Origin of the sequence: Alloalcanivorax dieselolei B5 (assembly GCF_000300005.1) — a bacterium.
Taxonomy (GTDB): domain Bacteria; phylum Pseudomonadota; class Gammaproteobacteria; order Pseudomonadales; family Alcanivoracaceae; genus Alloalcanivorax; species Alloalcanivorax dieselolei.
The window spans coordinates 3,412,954-3,432,993 of record NC_018691.1 but is presented as its reverse complement, the minus strand read 5'-3'; the positions used below and the strand labels follow the sequence as shown (position 1 = coordinate 3,432,993).

The window sequence follows — 20,040 nt, the reverse complement described above, 5'->3', positions numbered from 1 at the left end:
ACGTCTATTGGTGTTCGTGACCCATCGCAACCGGTCGATGACGACGCTATACTTGCCGGTCACCCCCAATCCAGCAATGACGTGTTCCTTATATGAAGAGCGCTGAGATTCGCCAGGCCTTTCTTGATTACTTCGCCAGCCAGGGCCATACGGTCGTGCCGTCCTCCTCCCTGGTGCCGGAGAACGATCCCACCCTGCTGTTCACCAACGCCGGGATGAACCAGTTCAAGGACGTGTTCCTGGGCCGTGAAAAGCGGGATTACACCCGTGCCACCAGCTCGCAACGCTGCGTGCGTGCCGGCGGCAAGCACAACGACCTGGAAAACGTGGGCTACACCGCCCGCCACCACACCTTCTTCGAGATGCTGGGGAATTTCAGCTTCGGCGACTACTTCAAGCGCGAGGCGATCCGCTTCGCCTGGGAATTCCTCACCGGCACCCTGGGGCTGCCGGAAGAGCGCCTGTGGGTGACGGTGCATGTCTCTGACGACGAAGCCGCCGACATCTGGCTCAAGGAAATGGGCGTCAGCGCCGAGCGCTTCTCCCGCCTGGACGAGGACAATTTCTGGCAAATGGGGGATACCGGTCCCTGCGGTCCCTGCTCGGAAATCTTCTACGATCACGGCGAGGACGTTCCCGGTGGCCCGCCGGGCTCCGAGAACGATGACCTGGATCGTTACATCGAGATCTGGAATCTGGTGTTCATGCAATACGATCGCCAGCCGGACGGCGAGCTCAAGCCGCTGCCCAAACCCAGCGTGGACACCGGCATGGGGCTGGAGCGCATCGCCGCGGTGATGCAGGGCGTGCACTCCAACTATGAGATCGATCTGTTCCAGGCCCTGCTGAAAGCCGCCGCCGAAGCCACCGGTTGCCAGGATCTGGAAGAGAAGTCTCTGCGGGTAATCGCCGATCACATCCGCTCCGCCAGTTTCCTGATCTGTGACGGCGTGATTCCCTCCAACGAGGGACGCGGTTATGTGCTGCGCCGCATCATCCGCAGGGCACTGCGCCATGGCCACAAGCTGGGGCAGGACAAGCCGTTCTTCTCCACCCTGGTGACGGCGCTGGTGGCACAGATGGGCCAGGCCTACCCGGAGTTGGTCCGCGAGCAGGCACGCATCGAGAAAGCGCTGCTCACCGAGGAAGAACAGTTCGCCCGTACGCTCAACGCGGGCATGAAGGTACTGGAAAGCGCCATCGCCAGTCTGCAGGGCAGCGAGCTGCCCGGCGATGTGGTGTTCGCGCTGTACGACACCCATGGCTTCCCGCCGGACCTGACCGCCGACGTGGCCCGCGAGCGCGGCCTGACCGTGGACATGGCCGGCTTCGAAAAGGAAATGGAAGCGCAACGGGCCCTGGCCCGGGGTACCGGCGCCTTCGCCAACGATTACAGTGACCGCCTCACCATCGAGTCGGTGACCGGTTTTTCCGGTTACGAGAAGCTGGCGGATCAGGACGAGATCGTCGGTCTCTACAAGGACGGCGACGTCGTGGACAGTCTCAATGCCGGCGACGAAGGCATGGTGGTGCTGGCGCGCACGCCGTTTTACGCCGAATCCGGCGGCCAGGTGGGCGACACCGGCCTGCTGGTCAAGGGCGACAACCGCTTCGCCGTGGCGGATACCAAAAAGCGCCAGTCCGCCCATGTGCATCAGGGCACGCTGGAAGCCGGCACTCTGAAGGTGGGGGACAAGGTCGATGCCTACGTGGACGTCGAACGCCGTAACAACATCATGCGCAACCACTCCGCCACTCACCTGATGCACGCCGCGCTGCGTCAGGTGCTGGGCGGGCATGTGCAGCAGAAAGGCTCGCTGGTGGCGCCGGATTACCTGCGCTTCGATTTCTCCCACGGCGAGGCGCTGAGCGCTGAACAGCGCGAGCAGATCGAGACCATCGTCAACCGTCAGATCCTGGCGAACACGGCGGTATCCACGGAGTTGATGGACATCGACGCCGCCCGTGAGGCCGGTGCCATGGCCCTGTTCGGCGAGAAATACGACGACCAGGTGCGGGTGCTGACCATGGGGCGGGATGGCTTCTCCAAGGAGCTTTGCGGCGGCACCCACGTGAGCCGTACCGGCGACATTGGCCTGTTCAAAATCACCCTGGAAACCTCCGCCGCCGCCGGCGTGCGCCGTATCGAGGCGGTCACCGGGGAAGGGGCTCTGGCGCTGGTGCGTCAGCACGAAGCGGCGCTGGCGGAGATTGCCGGCACTCTCAAGAGCAGCCCGGAACTGGTCGCCGAGCGGGTGGGTGCCCAGGCTCGCCGTGTGCGCGAGCTGGAGAAGGAAGTGGAACGCCTGAAGCAGAAACTGGCTTCCGGTGCCGGCGGTGATCTGACCGCCGACGCCCGCGAGGTGGCCGGGGTGAAAGTGCTGGCCACCCAGGTGGACGGCGCCGACGCCAAGACCCTGCGGGTGACCATGGATAAGGTGAAGGACAAGCTCGGCTCGGCGGTGATCCTGCTGGCGGCGGTGGAAGGTGACAAAGTGGCGCTGGTGGCCGGCGTCACCAAGGACCTCACCGACCGCTTCAAGGCCGGCGATCTGATGCGCCAGGTGGCCGGTCAACTGGACGGCCGCGGTGGCGGCCGGCCGGACATGGCTCAGGGCGGCGGCAACGACGTGGCGGCGCTGCCGAAAGCGCTGGCCGGCGTTTACGACTGGGTGGCGGAGCAGGCCTGAGCGCGCCCCGTCAGGGCGGGGCCTGGTGGCCTCACATGCCTCTCACATGATAACCGGGCGCGGAAATGTTACCCTTACGCGCCCTTTTTTGCGGAACAACGTCATATATGGCCCTAATTGTTCAGAAATACGGCGGCACCTCCGTGGGCTCCGTCGAACGCATCCAGGCCGTCGCCGAGCGGGTGGCGCGCTTTCACCAGCAGGGTGATCAGGTGGTGGTGGTGGTTTCCGCCATGAGCGGCGAAACCAACCGTTTGATCGAGCTGGCCAATGGCATCAGCGGCACCCCGTCTCCGCGGGAAATGGACGTGCTGGTGTCCACCGGTGAGCAGGTCACCATCGCGCTGCTGTCCATGGCCCTGCACGGGCGCGGCATCGATGCCCGCTCCTACACCGGCTGGCAGGTGCCGATCCGCACCGATCAAAGCCACTCCAAGGCACGTATCGAGGACATCGACGACCAGAAAATGAGCGCCGACCTGAAAGCCGGGCGCGTGGTCGTGGTGGCCGGGTTCCAGGGGATCAACGACGACGGCCACATCACCACCCTTGGCCGGGGTGGTTCCGACACCACGGCGGTGGCCCTGGCGGCTGCCCTGAAGGCCGATGAGTGTCAGATCTACACCGACGTGGACGGGGTTTACACCACGGATCCCCGGGTGGTGGACAGTGCCCGCCGCCTGGACAGTATCACCTTCGAGGAAATGCTGGAAATGGCCAGCCTCGGCTCCAAGGTGCTACAGATCCGCTCGGTGGAGTTCGCCGGCAAATACAATGTGCCGCTGCGTGTACTGTCCAGTTTTCAGGAGGGTCCGGGCACCCTCATTACCGTCGACGACGAGGTGGATATGGAAAAGCCGGTAATTTCTGGCATTGCTTTTACCCGTGATGAAGCCAAGATCACCGTGCGCGGTGCCCCCGACACCCCGGGTATCGCCGCCAAGATCCTCGGCCCGGTAAGCGACGCCAATATCGAAGTGGACATGATCGTGCAGAACGTGGGGGCCGACGGCGCCACCGACTTCACGTTCACCGTGCACCGCAACGACTTCAACAAGGCCAAGGACGCGCTGCAGAAATCGGCGTCGGAGCTGGGTAGCCCGGAGATCATCGGTGACGACAAGATCGCCAAGATCTCCCTGGTGGGCGTGGGCATGCGCTCCCACGCCGGCGTGGCCAGCAAGATGTTTGAAACCCTGGCCCAGGAAGGGGTTAATATCACTATGATCTCCACTTCGGAAATCAAGATTTCCGTGGTGGTGGCCGAGAAGTACCTGGAGCTGGCGGTACGCGCACTGCACCAGGCCTTCGAGCTGGATCAGCCCGCCGCCTGACGAGACATTCTTATTGGCATGCGGCATACTACCCGCCTCGCACACGGGGCGGGTACCGGCTTCCCGATAGTGGAACGCTCAAGGATGACGGGTGGCTCGTATCCAGTGTGCAAAACCGCGCTCACTGAACAATATATGGATTCGAGGAGGGAACTCCCATGCTTATTCTGACCCGCCGCGTCGGCGAGACGCTCATGGTCGGCGACGATGTCACCGTCACCGTTCTGGGCGTAAAAGGTAACCAGGTACGTATTGGTGTTAACGCGCCTAAAGAGGTGGCTGTGCACCGTGAGGAAATTTATCAGCGTATCCAGCACGAAAAAGGCACTGATGGCGAGTCTGCCTGATTTTTGAGCTGTATTTTCTGCTCAAACTGGTATGATGCGCGGCGATGTCACGGATCGCCGTGAAGAAGTTGCCGTCAAGAAGTGAAGAAGTAAGCAACAAGCGATCGACCGTGTTCCGGAGAGGTGGGTGAGTGGCTGAAACCAGTTCCCTGCTAAGGAACCATATGGGTAACCGTATCGCGGGTTCGAATCCCGCCCTCTCCGCCATACAAACAAAAGCGCCCCGCTCCGCGGGGCGTTTTTGTTTGACACGTCCGCACCTCCTTCGCTGGCAAGCCCGCTCCCACAGACAAAGCTACGTAGCCGCTGTGGGAGCGGGCTTGCCAGCGAATCAGACTGCAGGCGGACCGTCTCAAAGCCGTGGGACTGGCGTGCCGCCACAAAGCTTGATTGCGCCACCGCTCACCGTGAATCCGATTACTGCCGGCTCTGCCAGCCCGCCACCGCTCTGGCGACTCTGGGGCCTATCGACAGCACGATCAACAGGCGCAGGAACTGCGAAGCCAGTATCAGTGGCAGAACCACGTCGGCGTCCCTGGCGATAATAATGATGGTTTCGATGCCGCCCGGGCTCAACGCCAGGTAGGCGGTCAGCAAGTCGATGCCCGGGACCGTGCGCGCCAGCAGTAGCGCCATCAGGCCGCACATGAGAATGACCACCGCCGCCGCCGACAACATGATCGGTAACAGCTTGAGGCAGTGCTTGATCGCGCCACGAGTGAACGTCAGCCCCACGTACCAACCGGTCATGGCGAAAGCGGGAATGAAGATGAATGACGGAACCTCGATCGTGACCAAGCCGGCTCCTTGCAAGGCGGTACCGCCGAAAGCGGGGATTAGCAGTGCCAGAGTGCCGTTGCCGGTCAGTTTGCTGATGGTGTAGCCGCACAGTGCCAGGGCCAGCCCGGCGAGGATGGGCAGATAATCCGTGGGCAGAGACCAGGTCAACCGGAGCGGGCCCGCTGCTGATGCACCGCCATCATGCATCTGGTCAAGCAACGCTGCCATGGCAATGGAGGCGACGGAAACCAGCACGATTCGGGAGTACTGCATCATCGCGACGACGCGCGGATCGGAATGGTGGGTATCGGCGAGAAGGACCATGGCGGAGGCCGCCCCGGGAAAGAGCCCCCAGATGGCGGTGGTGTTGGGCAACCAGCGACGCCGCGCGATGACAACACTGATGACCACGATAATGGCCATGGTGGTGAGGTTGATGGTTGTCAGCAGCAACCAGTGATCCATGTAGACGGCCAGCAGCTTCGGTGTGATGAAGCCGGCGATCAGGCAGCCCATGACACTTTGCGCGCCGAGCGAGAAGTTCCTGTGCAGACGAAGACCGCTGCCGCTCAGGGCGACGACTACCGCGGCGATCATCGGACCAAGCATGAAAGCCGCCGGCAGTTGCAGTTGGCGCATCAAGGTGGCGGCTGCCACCGACAGCAGGATAAGCAGGAGCCATGAGAGACGTTTTCGAGTGTCGCTTGTTGTCATTATCGATTTCCGGTTGCGCTTCGCCCAAGATCAGTCGTCATTGAAAGGCTTGTCTGGATCTCTGCTGCCGGGCGGTCCGGGCGGTTGGATGTCATCGCAGTTCGAAGTGGGGGGCTGTCCATTGAGTCGAGCGCGCGCGAAAGCGAAGGCGTCATTGAGTGAGCCGTGCATCGCGCCGTCATGGCCCAGCCCCTCATAAACCTGCCAGGTGACCTTGTTGCCGGCGGCGCACAGTGCCGCCGCCACGGCATACTGTCTGGCCGGGGGGATGGTCTCATCGGCCTGGCCAGTGGCAATCAGTAACGGGAAGGAAAGCGCCGTCGCAGGCATATCGGTGGTGGGCACGCGCAAAGTGGCGAGCCGCTCGGAAGTGATGGCGAGAAGATCCTCATAGGACGCGACCTTCAGCTCCCGTGCCTTGAGCGCGATATCACGCGTGCAGCCCCGGCGGGCGACCTCAAGCAGCTCAAGCCCTTGAGGGGAGAGAATGTCGTCTATGCCAGGGCCATCCTCTCGCAGACCACCAGTGGCGAACGACAGAAACATGGTCATGGACTGGCGCGGAAGCACCTCGACGGGACCATCGGGGAAGGTACTGTTCGGCCCGGTTACAACCGCGCCCAGGATATGAAGGTCCGGGGCATAAAACGCGGCCAGTGTCGCTGCCCCCAACGCCGCGCCTCCGCCCTGGGACTGGCCCGCCAGGAGGGTGCGGTTTGAAAGTTGGTCCGGTCTGGCCGCGCGGGCGGCGCGGATCGAATCCAGCACGGAGCTGCCTTCCGCCTGCCAGACTGAATAGGGATGGGGGCCGGGGCCACCCAGGCCCTGATAGTCGGTGGCGACGACGGCGAAGCCCCGCTCCAGCCAGCGGTTGAGGTACGCCGCGTCACGATCCCTGAAGCCGGTCCAGGAAGGGGCGCAGACATCGGCGATGCCGAGCGTTCCGTGCGCCCAAGCCAGAATTGGCCAGCCCTGAGCGGGCGCGGGTCCGGCTGGCAGGAACAGGGTTCCGCTGACGGGGATCGCGCCGGAATGCCAACGTTGGTCCGTTGAGCTATAGAGAAGGCGGATGGCTTCCGAGGCCGCCGGCATGGTCTCCTGCGGCCGCAGAGTCTGGCTCCGCAGTACCGCACCGGGAGATTCGGGCATCTCGTTGCGCCAGCGATAAAACGAAGAGAGGTCCATATCCCCCGAAGACGGACCGACCGGCAACTCGCCGGCGCTCAACAGGTTGGATGACATCGCTACGATGGCCCCAAGGCAGATTCGCATAAGGGCTGGTGACGGTTTAAAGGTTTGAAAAATAGGCATTGAGAGTTCGCTTCTCTGAATCGGGGCCGAGGGCACCAGGTCAAACAGCAAGTCGATGGAACATATATCATTGACTGAATCAAATAAATCTGTACGGGTTTTATCAATATAAGGATTGCTGACCTTCCGCCGAGCGTGTCGTCGAGGTTGCTGGCGAAAGTACGGCGTAAAAGCGGTATCTGTTGTTTTCGATGTCGGGTTTGGTCGGTGCTGCCGTGTCTCGATCTGTTATTTAAGTAGAATAAAAGATCATCAATAGTTGATAAAAATAGTACACATTTACACATAAATCGTGCGTGTATATGCTCCCGCTTTCAGTCGTCTTCCCGTGCCCTCTGGTTTGAGATGAAGGGGGTAAGGGTCGAAATAGTGATGGACTTTGGAACCGCTATGTTTGGAGCCGCCATGTTTGAAGACGCCAAAGAGCCGAGAACCCTCTACGACAAGCACATCGACTCACACACCATTCGTGAACTGGATGAGCATGGGCATGTGTTGCTCTACATAGACCGCCAGGTCGCCAATGAGTACACCAGTCCCCAGGCGTTTAGCGGGCTTCGGGAAGCGAGGCGGAAGGTGCGTCGGCCCTCCGCCACCCTGGGGGTGGTGGATCATGTCAATCCCACCTCGCCGTCGCGTACCGCTGAAGTGGCCGACGCCGGTGGTGCTCGTCAAGTGTCGTATTTCGGCCAGAACTGCGCGGAGTTCGGCATTGAACTGTTCGATATCCTCGACGGCCGTCAGGGCATCGAACATGTGGTCGCGCCCGAGCAAGGTTTTATTCTGCCGGGTATGGTGATCGCGGCCGGTGACAGTCACACCACGACTTATGGCGCGCTGGGGGCTTTCGGCTTTGGCATCGGCACGTCGGAGATCGAGCATCTGCTGGCCACCCAGACCCTGGTCTACAAAAAACTCAAGGCCATGCGGGTGGTGGTGGACGGTGCTCTGGCCCCGGCCGTTACGTCCAAGGATGTCATCATGGCGTTGATCGGGCGGATAGGCGCGTCCGGTGCGTCTGGCTACGCCATCGAGTTTTGCGGCTCCGCCATCGACGCCATGTCGGTGGAGGCGCGGATGACCATCTGCAATATGGCCGTCGAGGCCGGGGCCAGAGGGGCCTTCATGGCACCGGACGACAAGGTCTACGCCTATCTGGCGGATAAGCCCCGGGCGCCGAAGGGCGAGATGTGGACGCGGGCTTTGGCCCAATGGCGTGAGCTGTATAGCGATCCCGGCGCCCATTTTGACCGGGTGGTGACCCTGGACGCGGGAGAGCTCGGGCCGATGGTGACCTGGGGAACAAGCCCGGACCAGGTCGTGAGCATAGACGGAAGCGTTCCGGATCCGCAAAAGGAGCCTGACCTTCTCAAGCGCGGGGATATGCAGCGAGCGCTTCGCTATATGGCGCTGGAGCCGGGAACGCGCCTGGACACGGTCCCCATCACGCATGCCTTCATCGGTTCGTGTACCAATTCGCGTATCGAGGATCTGCGTTCCGCCGCCAAGGTGCTGCGAGGCCGTAAGGTGGCCGGTCATGTGCGGGCAATGATCGTTCCGGGTTCGACCCTGGTCAAACGGCAGGCGGAAGAGGAAGGGTTGGCGCAACAGTTTATCGACGCGGGGTTCGAGTGGCGACAATCCGGTTGTTCAATGTGCCTTGCCATGAATGACGATGTGCTCGCGCCTGGCGATCGGTGCGCCTCGAGCACCAACCGCAACTTCGAAGGCAGGCAGGGGGCGGGCGCTCGCACCCATTTGATGAGCCCGGCGATGGTGGCCGCGGCCGCCATCGCCGGGCGGCTCGCCGACGTCAGAGAAGACGATCGCGCGGATCTGGAGGATTAATGGAACCGTTTACCAATGTCAGGGGCGCGGCGGCGCCGATGCTTTCCGCCAACATCGATACCGATGTCATCATGCCAAAGCAGTTTCTGAAGGGGATCGACCGTTCGGGGCTCGACAAAGGGGTGTTTCATGATCTGCGTTTTCTTCCCGACGGACGGAAGAATCCCGATTTCGTATTGAACCAGGCACCGTGGTATGACGCGAAGTTTCTTGTCGTGGGCCCCAATTTCGGCTGCGGTTCGAGTCGTGAGCATGCGGTCTGGGGGCTCAGGCAGCTTGGTATCCGGGCTTTGATAGGAAGCAGTTTCGCCGGCATCTTCTTCGATAACTGCAAGCGCAATGGGGTGTTGCTGATCGAGTTGACGCAAGAACAGGTTGGCGGGGTGGGTAAGAGTGTGTCCGAGGAAGATGCGGCGGTGATTGAGATTGATCTGCCCGCGCAGAAGATATCCCTTGCCGATGGCACCACGCTCGACTTCGCCATTGATGGACTGCGCAAGGACGCTTTGGTGTCGGGGCTTGATGCGATTGGCGGCACGCTCAAACTGAGTGATGAGATCGAGCAGTTCGAGCGGAGGCATTTCGCCGCTCGTCCCTGGCTGTCGTAAGGCGCCGGGCCATGAGGCCCGGCAACGCCGGGACGGCAACAACGTTATAGGGGAAGCTGGCCGACATAGTTCGCGCGCTGCCGGGAGAGGGGTTGTTGACATTGTTCGCTGGCGTGGGCGATCCAGCCAATAGTGCGGGCAATGCCCGCCAGCGCCAATTCCTCGCCCACGAGGTTGCATTTTCGCCCGACGAAACTGGCCAGCAAAACAAACTCCGGCGGTTTGCGGACCAACTCGTTCGCCACCTCGACGGCTTTCTGCAGGTTCCGAAATTCCGGGTCGGATTCAAACATGGCGGTCAGGGCGGTGATCAGATTGTCCACCCGCGGATCCTCGACCTTGTGCGTGGAATGGTTGAAGCCCGGGATTTCCCCACTCTGGCTGAAGTGCTGTAGCAGCGGGGGAGTGGGATCCTTCGCGGTGCATATCTCGGTAAGCAGCCGGTTGGCGGCCTGGTGCCGGCTGTATGCGGTTCTCCTGCCTTGATAGGTGGTCAGTCCCGCGATCGCCGCGTAGTAGGGGGTGACGCCGGTGCGCGCCGCGGCTCTGACACTGTAGGTGCAATGGTCAAACTCGTGGTCGATGAACAGGACCAGAAGGCGCCTGATCAGATCCTGATACGCTGGATCCAGGCCCAGCTCCCTGGTCAGGAACTGGTGCAATGGTGTTGCGTCCGGGGCGCCCCGGCCCGCGATCAGCGAGGCCAGGATGCGTACCACATCGGCGCCGGTCCTGGCGTAAGCATCCGGTGACAGGTCAAAGGATCGGGGGTTCTCCCTTTCAACCAGCGGAAACAGCGCGATCGCTTTTTCCGACACGGTCATATCACGATACAGGTCAAGCAGTGCTTTGGTGTCTTTCGGCATTACCGGGAGAGAATCCGAAAATGCGCCTTCTGATTGCCAGATGAGTTCCGCGGCTTCCTCGACAGAGGCGGAGTCGGCCAGCTCGGTGGCACTGACGCCACGGTAGTAGACGCCGTTGTCGGTTAGCAGGGTGATCGCGCTGCTTTGATTGCCCAGGTCCAGCGCGGGTTGGCCGGCTATCCTGGGCTGGCGCTCGCCGCTGGAGAGTCTTTCGATGTCGGCGGCCCAGTAGAGCCGCTTTCGTGACCCTTCAACCTTCACCGAGCGAATACCTTTTCGGCTTACGTACGCATACAGGGTTGGCAGGCTGACGCCGAGCATGGCAGCGGCCTCCTCGGCGTTCAGGTACAGATGATCGTCACTCACGGGAGTTCGTCCTGGTCGTTCACGGGACATTGCTTTCTCTTTGACGCTCAAGACAAGCGCGGGTTGCGCCCGATTACAACATACATGAATGGTGAATGTAAACATGTATTAGAAAAATCAAGATTTACATGATTTTGATCAATGTGTACGGTTTTGCCCTGATCGCTATGCGGTCGATTCGTGTACTTCAGAAAATAACAAGGAAAGCGGTATGGCTTGGATTGGTTTCGGTATGGTCATCACCTTCATGACACTGATCATGACCAGGCGGTTGTCCGCCGTGGTGGCCCTTATTCTTGTTCCGGTGGCTTTCGGATTGCTCGCCGGTCTGGGCAGCGACATGGGTGGCATGGTCATGGATGGGATGCGGCAAGTCGCGCCCATCGCGATCATGTTGGTGTTCGCGATACTTCTGTTCTCGATCATGTACGACGCAGGTTTGTTTGAGCCTCTGGTCAAATCGATCACGCGTTTTGCCGGCCATGATCCCCTGCGGATAGCGCTGGCCACCGCTTTTCTGGGGGCGGTGACGTCTTTTGATGGCGACGGCACCAGCACCGTTCTGATCGTGGTTACGGCCTTCCTGCCGGTTTACCTTCGTATCGGAATGAATCCGCTGATCATTGCGTTGCTGATCCTGCTGACCAACACCATGATCAATATCATCCCCTGGGGTGGGCCCACCGCCCGGGTGGCCAGCGCTCTGAACCTGGACGTGATGGAGGTTTTCTGGGGCCTGATCCCGGCGGCTTTGATCGGCCTTGTCTACGCCACGGGCATGGCGTGGTGGCTGGGGCTGAGGGAACGCAAACGGCTGGGCTGGGAACCCGGAAAGAACATGCTGATGTCGGAGGCGGGGGGCAAGCTGCCGGAAATTGACCGCAGCCACCAACGTCCGAAACTGGTCTGGGTCAACCTTATTCTGATGCTGGGAATGGCCGCCGCCATGGGGACCGGATTGGCGCCGCTACCGGTGGTTATGGTCGTCACCTTTGCGCTGGCCTTGTTGATCAACTACCCACGGCTGTCGCAACAGAAGGAGCGTATCGCCGCGCACGCGGAAAACGCGGTCACGGTGGCGACGCTCATATTTTCCGCGGGGGTCTTCACTGGAATCCTGACCGGCTCAGGCATGGTGGACGCCATGTCGGAGTCCTTTGTCGGCATCATCCCCGACGCCGCCGGCGAGTATATGGCACTGATTACCGCCTTTGCCTCGCTGCCTTTCACTTTCTTTGTATCCAATGACGCCTACTTCTTCGGCATCGTGCCAATTCTGGCGGCGGCCGGGGCGGAGTATGGCGTGGATCCGATCCATATCGCCCGGGCCTCGATGCTGGGACAACCGGTGCATGCACTGAGCCCGCTGATCGCCGCGATCTACGTGATAGGCGGGCTGCTGAATAAGGAGGTCGGTGAATTGCAGAGATTCTCACTTCTGCCGGCCATTGTGGCGTCACTGATCTTCATCGCCGGAGCGTTTATCACGGGCGCCATTTACTGAATTCGATAAAGAAAGAAATGAGTTCGGCGCCCGCGTAAGCGCGGGCGCGCGGGACCCCTTGCGTCAAAAAATAAATATAAGTGGGTGAATAACATGAAATTTAAACAAGCAATTGTATCGACATTGGTGCTGGGTGTTCCGACCCAGACCCTCGCGGTCAGCATTAATGACTACGACAGAACAGGCAATGAAGGTGAGTTCAACGTTTATATGCGCGCCGTCCACATCGATACCCGGATCGAAAACGATCTCATGGATGACCTGTTCGGCGGGATCCCCATAGGCGACCGGCTGGGTGGCACGGCACTGGGCGTGGTCGCCGACTATAAGTCGGGATACTGGCTGGACAGCATCGGGTTCGATGCCTCTGTTTACGGTGTGGCAAAGCTGGATGCCCGGCCGGAAGACCGGGATCTGTTCGACGATACCTCGGGTGACAACGAAGGCTTCGGCAAGCTGGGCCAAGCGAACCTGAAGTTTCTTCACGGTGGTAACAACTGGGTTGGGGCCTTCCAGGTCGGAAGGGGCCGATTTGATGCCGGCACCGTGGTGACCAAGGACACCAGGGCGGTGCCGAGCAGCTATCAGGGAGCGCGGGGACAAATGCGTATTGAAGGGCTTGATATCGGTCCGCTGCCGGGGGTGCTCAGCTTTGATGCCGCGTACATTAATCGCACCTCGCCGCGTGATCGGAAGGACTTCGAGAAAATCCTCAGCGAGAGCGGGGAAGAGATCAAGGATATCCGGACCTTCGGCGTTGAATATGACGCCAGGTTGTTCGCCTTGAAGTTCGCCAGAGGGGTGGCCGAGGACTTCAACCAGAACACCAGCTATGGCTTGACGCTGCGCGCTCCCATCGGCGAAAGCGGTGGCGCCATCTTCGAAACCCAGTACTACGATTTTCGCAGGGAAGGCGCGGCCTGGGATCGCGACTGGGAAGCCGGCGATGCCGCCTATGACGACAAGGCAAGCTGGCTGAATCTCAATCTGGGACTGGAGATCGGCCGTTGGGGGCTGGGGCTCTCCTACTCCAAGGCAGATGCGGAGCTGAGCAACGGCATGCTGGGCTACGCGTACTTTGATCATGGCCAGAACGCCAGCGGTTTGATGGACGCCTGGACCCGATCCGGCAACGATTTCAATAACGACGGCGAAAAGGCCTGGCAAATCGGCGGCCAGTATAAATTCGACGGCTATTCGATAGCCGGGATGCCGCTTGATGGCTTCAATGCGATGGTCCTTTTCAAGCGCGGCAAGTTTGACGCTACCAACCCTTTGTCCGGAGTGAATGCCGAGGTTCAGGAAAGCCAATTGGAGTATCGGCTGAACTACCGATTCGATGAGCCGGACCATGAGGGGCTCGCCGTCGGCCTTTTGTATACGCGCTACTGGATCGATGAGGACTTTGTCGCGCTGGTGTCGGCGCAGCCGGACAACGTACTGAATGGGGAGGAGGTCAGGGTGTATATCGATTACGCGTTTTAGCGATAGGAAGTGATTGCGGCAATCAAAGGTAAAGTTGAACGGTGGATTCCAAATGGTAAGTGAAAAAAAGTCGGTGGTGGTAACGCAGAAGTTCTTCGACGACGCGACGATCAATTATCTGGAAGAACATGGCTTTTCGGTAACCGTGGCCAGCTTCCCGGAGGGCAAGACGGATGCCACCGCGACGGAGGCGGAGTTGATCTCGATTCTGTCGGAGGCGGATGCCTGGATCGTCGGCCACGCCAAGGTGACTTTGAGCCTCCTTCAGTCACTGCCTCGGCTCAGGATCGTAGCCCGCAGAGGTGTGGGGTACGAGAAGGTGGATCTCGAAGCCGCGTTGGCGACGGGAAAGGTCGTGACTATTGCCGCCGGCGGCAACGAGGAGAGTGTGGCGGATCGCACCCTGGCGCTGATGCTGGCGGCGGCGCACCGGCTGCGGGAGTCCCAGCAACAGCTTATAGATGGCCCCGGCTCCATTCTGCTCGGCAATGATCTTTATGCCAGGACGGTGGGCATCGTCGGGCTCGGCCGCATTGCCCGAAATGTGGTGAGGCGACTGAAGGCATTCGATGCCACCGTTCTGGTGACCACGCCCCGACCTGATCCCGACTATGGGGCGGCCATGGGAGTTGAGTACGTGGATCTGGAGACGCTGTTGCGGCGCAGCGATTTCGTCTCGATCCATGCTCCGTTCAAACCCGAGACAAAACATCTCATCAACGCCAGCCGGCTGGCGATGATGAAAAGCGATTCCTTTTTGATCAACACGGCACGTGGAGGTCTGGTGGATGACCAGGCCCTGCTGGCGGCCCTGAAAAGCGGGCGGATTGCTGGTGCCGGACTGGATGTGTTCGAAAGTGAGGCGGACCCCGATCTGGCCGGGGTCACTCGGGAGCTGGTACGTCTTCCCAACGTCGTCGCTACCCCGCACTCCGGGGCGTCGACGCACGAAGGGCTGCAGCGTACCAATGCCGTGGCCGCCGAGTGTGTGGTCTCCGTGCTTGACGGGAAAGAGCCCCCACCGGGATGTCTGATTGTGGGGAGTGCCGACTTATGACCTGCCAACGGATGTGTGGAACGTCCCTAAGGAGCTTGGCTTCTTGGGCGTCGGAATTTATTAAGAGATGAAGAGGACGTTTTTATGAAACAGGATTTAGAAGAGACCATTAAAATTATCGTACCTTGTCCGACATTGGGAGCAGGAGTGCGTGAGGATGAAGTGACACGTGGACTAATGTTGGGAGGACAAGCCATCGCAACGGACGCGGGATCGACCGATAGCGGAGCGGCTTATCTGGCATTGGGGAAGTCGAAGAATAATCGTGGAGCGGTAAAGCGCGATTTAAAGATAATGATGAAAGCTCAGGCCACCAGCGGCGTGCCCATCATTGTCGGCACCTCCGGGCAGGCCGGCGGCGATCTCAACCTGGCCTGGACCCGCGATATCGTTCTCGAGATTGCGCGGGAATTGGCTGTTTCGCCCAGAATCGCGATGATCCATTGCGAGCAGGACAAGGCGACGATCAAGCGACTGAACGCCGAAGGGCGGATCACTCCACTCGCGCCTTCCAAGGATCTGGATGATGCGACGATCGACTCTTGCGAGCATATCGTTGCGGCCTTGGGGGTGGAGCCTTTCGTCGCCGCGCTGGAAGACGGGGCGGACATTATCCTGGCCGGCCGGGCTACCGATACCGCTGTCATCGCCTCTTTTCCCATCTGGAAAGGCGCGCCCTGGGGGCCCTCATGGCACGCCGGAAAAATTGCCGAATGTGGCGTGCAATGCGCAGAGAATGCCACTGGTGGGTCAGGCGTGCTGCTTTCCGTCGATGCGAATGGCTTCGAGGTCGAGCCGCTTGATCCCAGCAATCGGTGTACGCCAAACAGTGTTTCCGGACATATGCTGTACGAAAACAGTGATCCCTTTCGTCTGACGGAACCCGGTGGCGTTCTTGATGTGTCCGCGGCCGAGTACGTGTCTCTCAACGAACGTACGGTTCGAGTGACCGGGTCTCGCTGGGAACCCAAACCTTACACCATGAAGTTGGAAGGGGCCGTGGCCGGTCCGTACCAGACCATTATGCTGGTGGGTATTCAGGATCCGGATGTACTGGCGGACATTGATGGCTTTCATGACCGTCTGTTGGCGGCACTCTACGAGCGCACCCGTCAGTGTATTCCCGAGGAAGAACTGGGGGAGTTCCATATCTCCCTTCGTATGTACGGCTGGAACGCGGTAACCGGCGTCAAGCCCCTGGCCGGAACCGCCACGCCGCCGGAAGTGGGTGTGTTGTTTGTCGCGACAGCGTCCACCCAGGAGTTGGCCAATACCATCGCCCACGCCTGCAATCCGTATTTCTTCCATTATCCAAGCATCATGGGGGAAGAATTGCCGTCATATGGTTTCGCTTTTTCTCCGGCGGATATACCGCGCGGCCGGATCTACGAGTTCAAGCTGAATCACGTCGTGCGGCTGGATGACCCGTTTGAGCTGGTGACGACTGAGTGGTTGGATCTTTCCCAAGAGAATGGCAGTAAGGAGAAGGAATATGCCTAAGCTAGGCGAAGTGTGTCGTTATATCAGGTCGAAACAGGCGGGGCCATTCTGGATTACCTTCGATATCTTCTTCGACAGCCGCGAGAACTTTGATCGCTATCACGAGAGTCCGGCGCTCTCCGTCGAGGAGTTCGCCCGGCTGTACGGCGCGGATCCGGCGTATGTGAAGCGTATACCGGTCCCGCAACTCAGTATGATCAAAATCTCCTACCCCAGGCCAACGTCTCAAGGTGGAATGGTTGAGCGTGATATGCACGCCGGCCAGCAGTATGTCCGGCTACTGAAGGTCCCAGTCAGTTAGTTCGAACCAGGTGTTTAAGCGCGGAAGCCATGCATCAGGACTTCCGCGCTGCTCCCCAAGGGGCTGACACCAACCTCCATGTTAACTTGGATCTAGGGTTGCGGTTCTATGCTCTTTCCATGGCTGGCTCTTCTTTCCGGTTTGATAGTACTGGTGTGGAGCGCGGATTGTTTTATCGACAGCGCGTCCGTCAGCGCACGTCGCTTCGGTGTTCCCCCTTTGTTTATCGGGATCATCATTGTTGGCTTTGGTACCTCCGCTCCCGAACTGGTGGTCTCCGCCATCGCGGCGCTGGAAGGCAGCCCCGAACTGGCGCTGGGGAACGCTTTGGGCTCGAACATAGCCAATATCGCTCTGGTGCTGGGTATGGCCGCGCTGATACAGCCTGTTCATACGCGATCGCCAGTAGTTCGAGATGAATTGTCGGTTCTGGTTGGCGTCACCGTGCTGGCCGGTGCCTTGCTGTTTAACGGTTATCTGAGCCGTCTGGATTCACTCGTCCTGTTGCTCGCCTTTGCCGTTCTGTTGGGCTGGTCGATCAGGAAAAGCGTTGCCGGCCAGGACACGGCTCTGGCCGCGTCGATGGACGAGGAGGCTGCCGGGACCATGACAGTCACCGCCGCGCTGGCCTGGCTGTCGATCAGTCTGATGTTGCTACTGGCATCGTCCAAACTGCTGGTTTGGGGGGCGGTTGAGATTGCGCTGTCGCTGGGGATCAGCGAGTTGATCATCGGGCTCACGGTGGTCGCACTGGGGACGTGTCTCTTCCGGAGCTTGCCAGCGTTATCGCGGCGGTGCGTAAAGGACATCACGACCTTGCCCTGGGCAATATCGTCGGCTCGGGCCTTTTCAATACGTTGGCGGTGACGGGGCTGGCCGGCGTGATCACTCCATTTCACTTTGAGCCGTGGCTGTTGTCCCGGGATTGGCTGGTGATGTTCGTGTTGGTGCTGATTCTTCAGTTCCATGCCATGGCCGGGTGCGCAACCGGATTTCGCCTGACCCGTCTGGCTGGCGCCGCTTTACTGGTCATCTACTTGGCTTACTTGAGCTGGATCAGCGCCAGTCTGGATTTGTGACAAGGGTGGGTGATCCTGGCCCACTGAATTTTTATCGGTATTTGGGAGAGCAGGATGGCTGCTATGACAATCGCCAGGAGCATCGCGAAGTACGCGTACGAATTTCCGGTCGATGGGATGCCTGATGATCTGAAGACGATTGTGCGCAATCGCTTCCTGGATAGCCTCGCGTGCATATTGGGCGCGTACGGCGCCGCGCCGGTCAAGGCCAGCGTCGCTTACGCTTCGTCGATTCCCGGTGGTGCCGCGAGTATCTTTGGCACGACTTTGAAAACAACACCTGAATGCGCCGCCTTCGCCAACGGCGTGATGGTGCGCTTTCTGGATTATAACGATGGCTACATGGGGCTCGAGCCGGGGCACCCCAGTGACAACATCCCCGCTTGTCTGGCCATTGCCCAGGCCGAAAACGCCGGTGGGGATGAGTTGATCGCCGCCATTGTGTTGGCGTACGAGATTCAGATGCGGTTTCAGGATGCCGCCAGCCTGAACAAGCAGGGCTGGGATCATGTGAATTACGTCAACATCTCGGCGGTGGTGGCGGCCGCCAAGCTGATGAAGCTCAGTGAGGCGCAAATCGAGCAGGCGATCAATATTTCGCTGAGCGGTCATTTGGCGATGCGGCAGGTGCGTTCCGGCACTTTGTCGGACTGGAAGGGCTGCTCCGCGGCAAATGCCGCGCGTAATGCTCTTTTCTCCGCACAGCTGGCCCGGCACGGCATGACCGGCCCTGCGCCGATCTTCGAGGGAAGAATGGGGTTCCAGAACCAGGTCACGGGGGAGTTCTTTCTCGATCCGGCGGATTTCGGGTCGGTGGCTGGCGGAGACCTTGCCATCCGACGCTCTCTGACAAAGACGTTTCCCACCAACGGGGAACTGCACACGGCGGTGTGGGCGGGAATCGAATTGCGTAACCGGATCGGGGAGGTGTCTGATATCCAGTCGATACGAATCGAGACCTCCGCGTTCAACAAGCGTGTATTGGCGGATGGCGCTGACAAATGGCGACCGCGAACGCGGGAGACCGCCGACCACAGTTTGCCCTACAACGTGGCCCGGGCACTGATCGACGGGGACATATCCATTGAGTCTTATTCTCCGGAGAACATCACCGATCCGGTTGCGATCGCGCTTATGGACAAGACCACCGTTGTTGTTGATCCGGAGCTGACGGCACTTTTCCCGAAGCACTTGGCCAACCGGGTCAAGGTGACGTTGAAATCCGGTGAGAGTCTGATCAGTGAGGTGATCAGCGGTCCGGGCTCCGTTGAAACGCCGATGACGCAGGTCCAGTTTGAAGCGAAGTTCCACAAGATGGCCACGCCGCACCTGAGCGAAGGGGCGCAAGAAAGTGTGCTGGACTTTGTCTCGAAGCTTGACCAACAGTCCGGATACGACTCCCTTTTTGCGGCCATGGCGGGAGCGGCTGGCTGACCCTCCATGCGGATTTGCACGGGCTGCCGGTGGCCCGATCCCCCGGGGCAGCTGCTCAGGTCGGGTAGTCGAGCAGGCAGCCAATCCAATGCCCCTCCAGAACAGAAGGGTCGAAGCAGACGATGTTGTTGTCCCGGCGCCAGCCGCAGGGGTAAAAGCCCGCATGGTAGACCCGGAACAGCGCTTCAAGCACCGGTTCGCCGTCCGGGCTCAGGCAATGCCGTGCCGCCGACACCTGCTTGAGTTGTTCCACGGCATCGTAGAGCAGGGTGTTGACGAAGTTTTCGAACTCGGTCTGGGTTTTCCTGAGACGGCGTTTGACCAGTGTCATCCGGATCGGCTCCCACTGTTCCCAGAATGGGGCGACGGCTTCCTCAATATCCGTGCTAATGGTGGCGTAGGCGTCGGTGCAATAGAAAGGGGAAACCGCATTGGCCTGCACGTCCTGCCAGATACGGTACTCCGGCGGTAACTCCTGCGAGTTCTCCAGCAGCATGGCCCGGTCCAGATCGGTGAGGGCCTCCGTGCCGTCGGGCAGGGCTTCCCGGTGGGCGGCGGAGAACAGCCGCTCCGAAAAGGGGAGCCGGACCGGCTCCAGTACCAAGGACAAGTCAGGATCAGACAAGAGGCATCTCCCACGCGTCCAGCAGCACCAGGTTGCCGCCGGTGTACAAGCCGTCACTAAGCCGGAGAAAGACCGCATAGTCCGGATGCAGCGGCCGGCCCAGCACGGTTTCGGCCCGGGCAAGGGCTTCCGGCGAGGCCGGCGATTCCAGCCGGTAGTGTTGTTTCAGGTCCGTTCTGTTCAGCATGGTC

At 60.2% G+C, this 20,040-nt stretch carries 18 protein-coding genes and 1 tRNA gene; 14 read left to right on the top strand and 5 right to left on the bottom strand.

The annotated features are described in order from the left end of the window. Positions 1-92: 92 nt before the first annotated feature. The 4 genes from alaS to B5T_RS15275 all read left to right on the top strand — a co-directional run bounded on the left by alaS (position 93) and on the right by B5T_RS15275 (position 4,578). Complete coding sequence (alaS, locus tag B5T_RS15290; protein ID WP_014995430.1) at positions 93-2,690, top strand: alanine--tRNA ligase; 2,598 nt, start codon at positions 93-95, stop codon at positions 2,688-2,690. Positions 2,691-2,797: 107 nt separating this feature from the next. After that, a complete protein-coding gene (locus B5T_RS15285) occupies positions 2,798-4,024 on the top strand; it encodes an aspartate kinase (RefSeq protein ID WP_014995429.1) in 1,227 nt (408 codons plus the stop codon). Between the two features lie 158 nt (positions 4,025-4,182). Continuing rightward, complete coding sequence (gene csrA / locus B5T_RS15280) at positions 4,183-4,371, top strand: carbon storage regulator CsrA (protein ID WP_014995428.1); 189 nt, start codon at positions 4,183-4,185, stop codon at positions 4,369-4,371. Between the two features lie 117 nt (positions 4,372-4,488). Then, a tRNA-Ser gene (locus B5T_RS15275) sits at positions 4,489-4,578 on the top strand. Positions 4,579-4,788: 210 nt separating this feature from the next. Here the strand turns inward: B5T_RS15275 and B5T_RS15270 are convergent. Continuing rightward, entirely contained in the window at positions 4,789-5,865 is a 1,077-nt protein-coding gene (locus tag B5T_RS15270; RefSeq protein WP_014995427.1) for an AbrB family transcriptional regulator, read from the bottom strand. Positions 5,866-5,895: 30 nt separating this feature from the next. Next, complete coding sequence (locus tag B5T_RS15265) at positions 5,896-7,107, bottom strand: lipase family protein (RefSeq protein WP_014995426.1); 1,212 nt, start codon at positions 7,105-7,107, stop codon at positions 5,896-5,898. Between the two features lie 474 nt (positions 7,108-7,581). Here B5T_RS15265 and leuC point away from each other — a divergent pair, with 474 nt between their 5' ends. Both leuC and leuD read left to right on the top strand, forming a co-directional pair. Next, a complete protein-coding gene (gene leuC / locus B5T_RS15260) occupies positions 7,582-9,024 on the top strand; it encodes a 3-isopropylmalate dehydratase large subunit (RefSeq protein ID WP_041717636.1) in 1,443 nt (480 codons plus the stop codon). Beyond that, entirely contained in the window at positions 9,024-9,632 is a 609-nt protein-coding gene (gene leuD / locus B5T_RS15255) for a 3-isopropylmalate dehydratase small subunit (protein WP_014995424.1), read from the top strand. Before leuC ends, leuD begins: the two co-directional genes overlap by 1 nt. Before the next feature lie 44 nt (positions 9,633-9,676). On the opposite strand, the gene B5T_RS15250 is transcribed toward leuD, so the two are convergent. Next, positions 9,677-10,864 carry a citrate synthase gene (locus tag B5T_RS15250; RefSeq protein ID WP_014995423.1) on the bottom strand — a complete coding sequence of 396 codons (1,188 nt, stop codon included), beginning with the start codon at positions 10,862-10,864 and terminating at the stop codon, positions 9,677-9,679. A gap of 211 nt (positions 10,865-11,075) precedes the next feature. Between B5T_RS15250 and B5T_RS15245 the strand changes: the two genes are divergently transcribed. The 8 genes from B5T_RS15245 (at position 11,076) to B5T_RS15215 (ending at position 19,224) form a co-directional block, all read left to right on the top strand. Beyond that, positions 11,076-12,368, top strand: a complete 1,293-nt coding sequence (locus B5T_RS15245; RefSeq protein WP_014995422.1) for a CitMHS family transporter — start codon at positions 11,076-11,078, stop codon at positions 12,366-12,368. Positions 12,369-12,461: 93 nt separating this feature from the next. Further along, positions 12,462-13,853 carry an OprD family outer membrane porin gene (locus B5T_RS15240; protein WP_014995421.1) on the top strand — a complete coding sequence of 464 codons (1,392 nt, stop codon included), beginning with the start codon at positions 12,462-12,464 and terminating at the stop codon, positions 13,851-13,853. Between the two features lie 52 nt (positions 13,854-13,905). Continuing rightward, positions 13,906-14,910, top strand: coding sequence for a phosphoglycerate dehydrogenase (locus B5T_RS15235; RefSeq protein WP_014995420.1), 1,005 nt, complete (start codon positions 13,906-13,908; stop codon positions 14,908-14,910). Between the two features lie 84 nt (positions 14,911-14,994). Continuing rightward, positions 14,995-16,410 carry an acyclic terpene utilization AtuA family protein gene (locus tag B5T_RS15230; RefSeq protein WP_041717059.1) on the top strand — a complete coding sequence of 472 codons (1,416 nt, stop codon included), beginning with the start codon at positions 14,995-14,997 and terminating at the stop codon, positions 16,408-16,410. Continuing rightward, on the top strand, positions 16,403-16,711 hold the full coding sequence (locus B5T_RS15225) for a DUF4387 domain-containing protein (protein ID WP_041717058.1): 309 nt from the start codon (positions 16,403-16,405) through the stop codon (positions 16,709-16,711). Before B5T_RS15230 ends, B5T_RS15225 begins: the two co-directional genes overlap by 8 nt. Before the next feature lie 108 nt (positions 16,712-16,819). Then, the gene (locus B5T_RS15220) at positions 16,820-17,578 is read left to right on the top strand and encodes a sodium:calcium antiporter (RefSeq protein ID WP_014995417.1); all 759 of its coding nucleotides are present in this window, start codon (positions 16,820-16,822) and stop codon (positions 17,576-17,578) included. Then, positions 17,470-17,790, top strand: coding sequence for a sodium:calcium antiporter (locus B5T_RS23800; protein WP_308422518.1), 321 nt, complete (start codon positions 17,470-17,472; stop codon positions 17,788-17,790). Before B5T_RS15220 ends, B5T_RS23800 begins: the two co-directional genes overlap by 109 nt. Before the next feature lie 63 nt (positions 17,791-17,853). Then, positions 17,854-19,224, top strand: a complete 1,371-nt coding sequence (locus B5T_RS15215; protein ID WP_081586900.1) for an MmgE/PrpD family protein — start codon at positions 17,854-17,856, stop codon at positions 19,222-19,224. A gap of 55 nt (positions 19,225-19,279) precedes the next feature. Here the strand turns inward: B5T_RS15215 and B5T_RS15210 are convergent, their stop codons facing one another. Both B5T_RS15210 and B5T_RS15205 read right to left on the bottom strand, forming a co-directional pair. Next, on the bottom strand, positions 19,280-19,849 hold the full coding sequence (locus tag B5T_RS15210) for a hypothetical protein (protein ID WP_014995414.1): 570 nt from the start codon (positions 19,847-19,849) through the stop codon (positions 19,280-19,282). Continuing rightward, entirely contained in the window at positions 19,842-20,036 is a 195-nt protein-coding gene (locus B5T_RS15205) for an SMI1/KNR4 family protein (protein ID WP_014995413.1), read from the bottom strand. Before B5T_RS15205 ends, B5T_RS15210 begins: the two co-directional genes overlap by 8 nt. Positions 20,037-20,040: the final 4 nt, after the last annotated feature.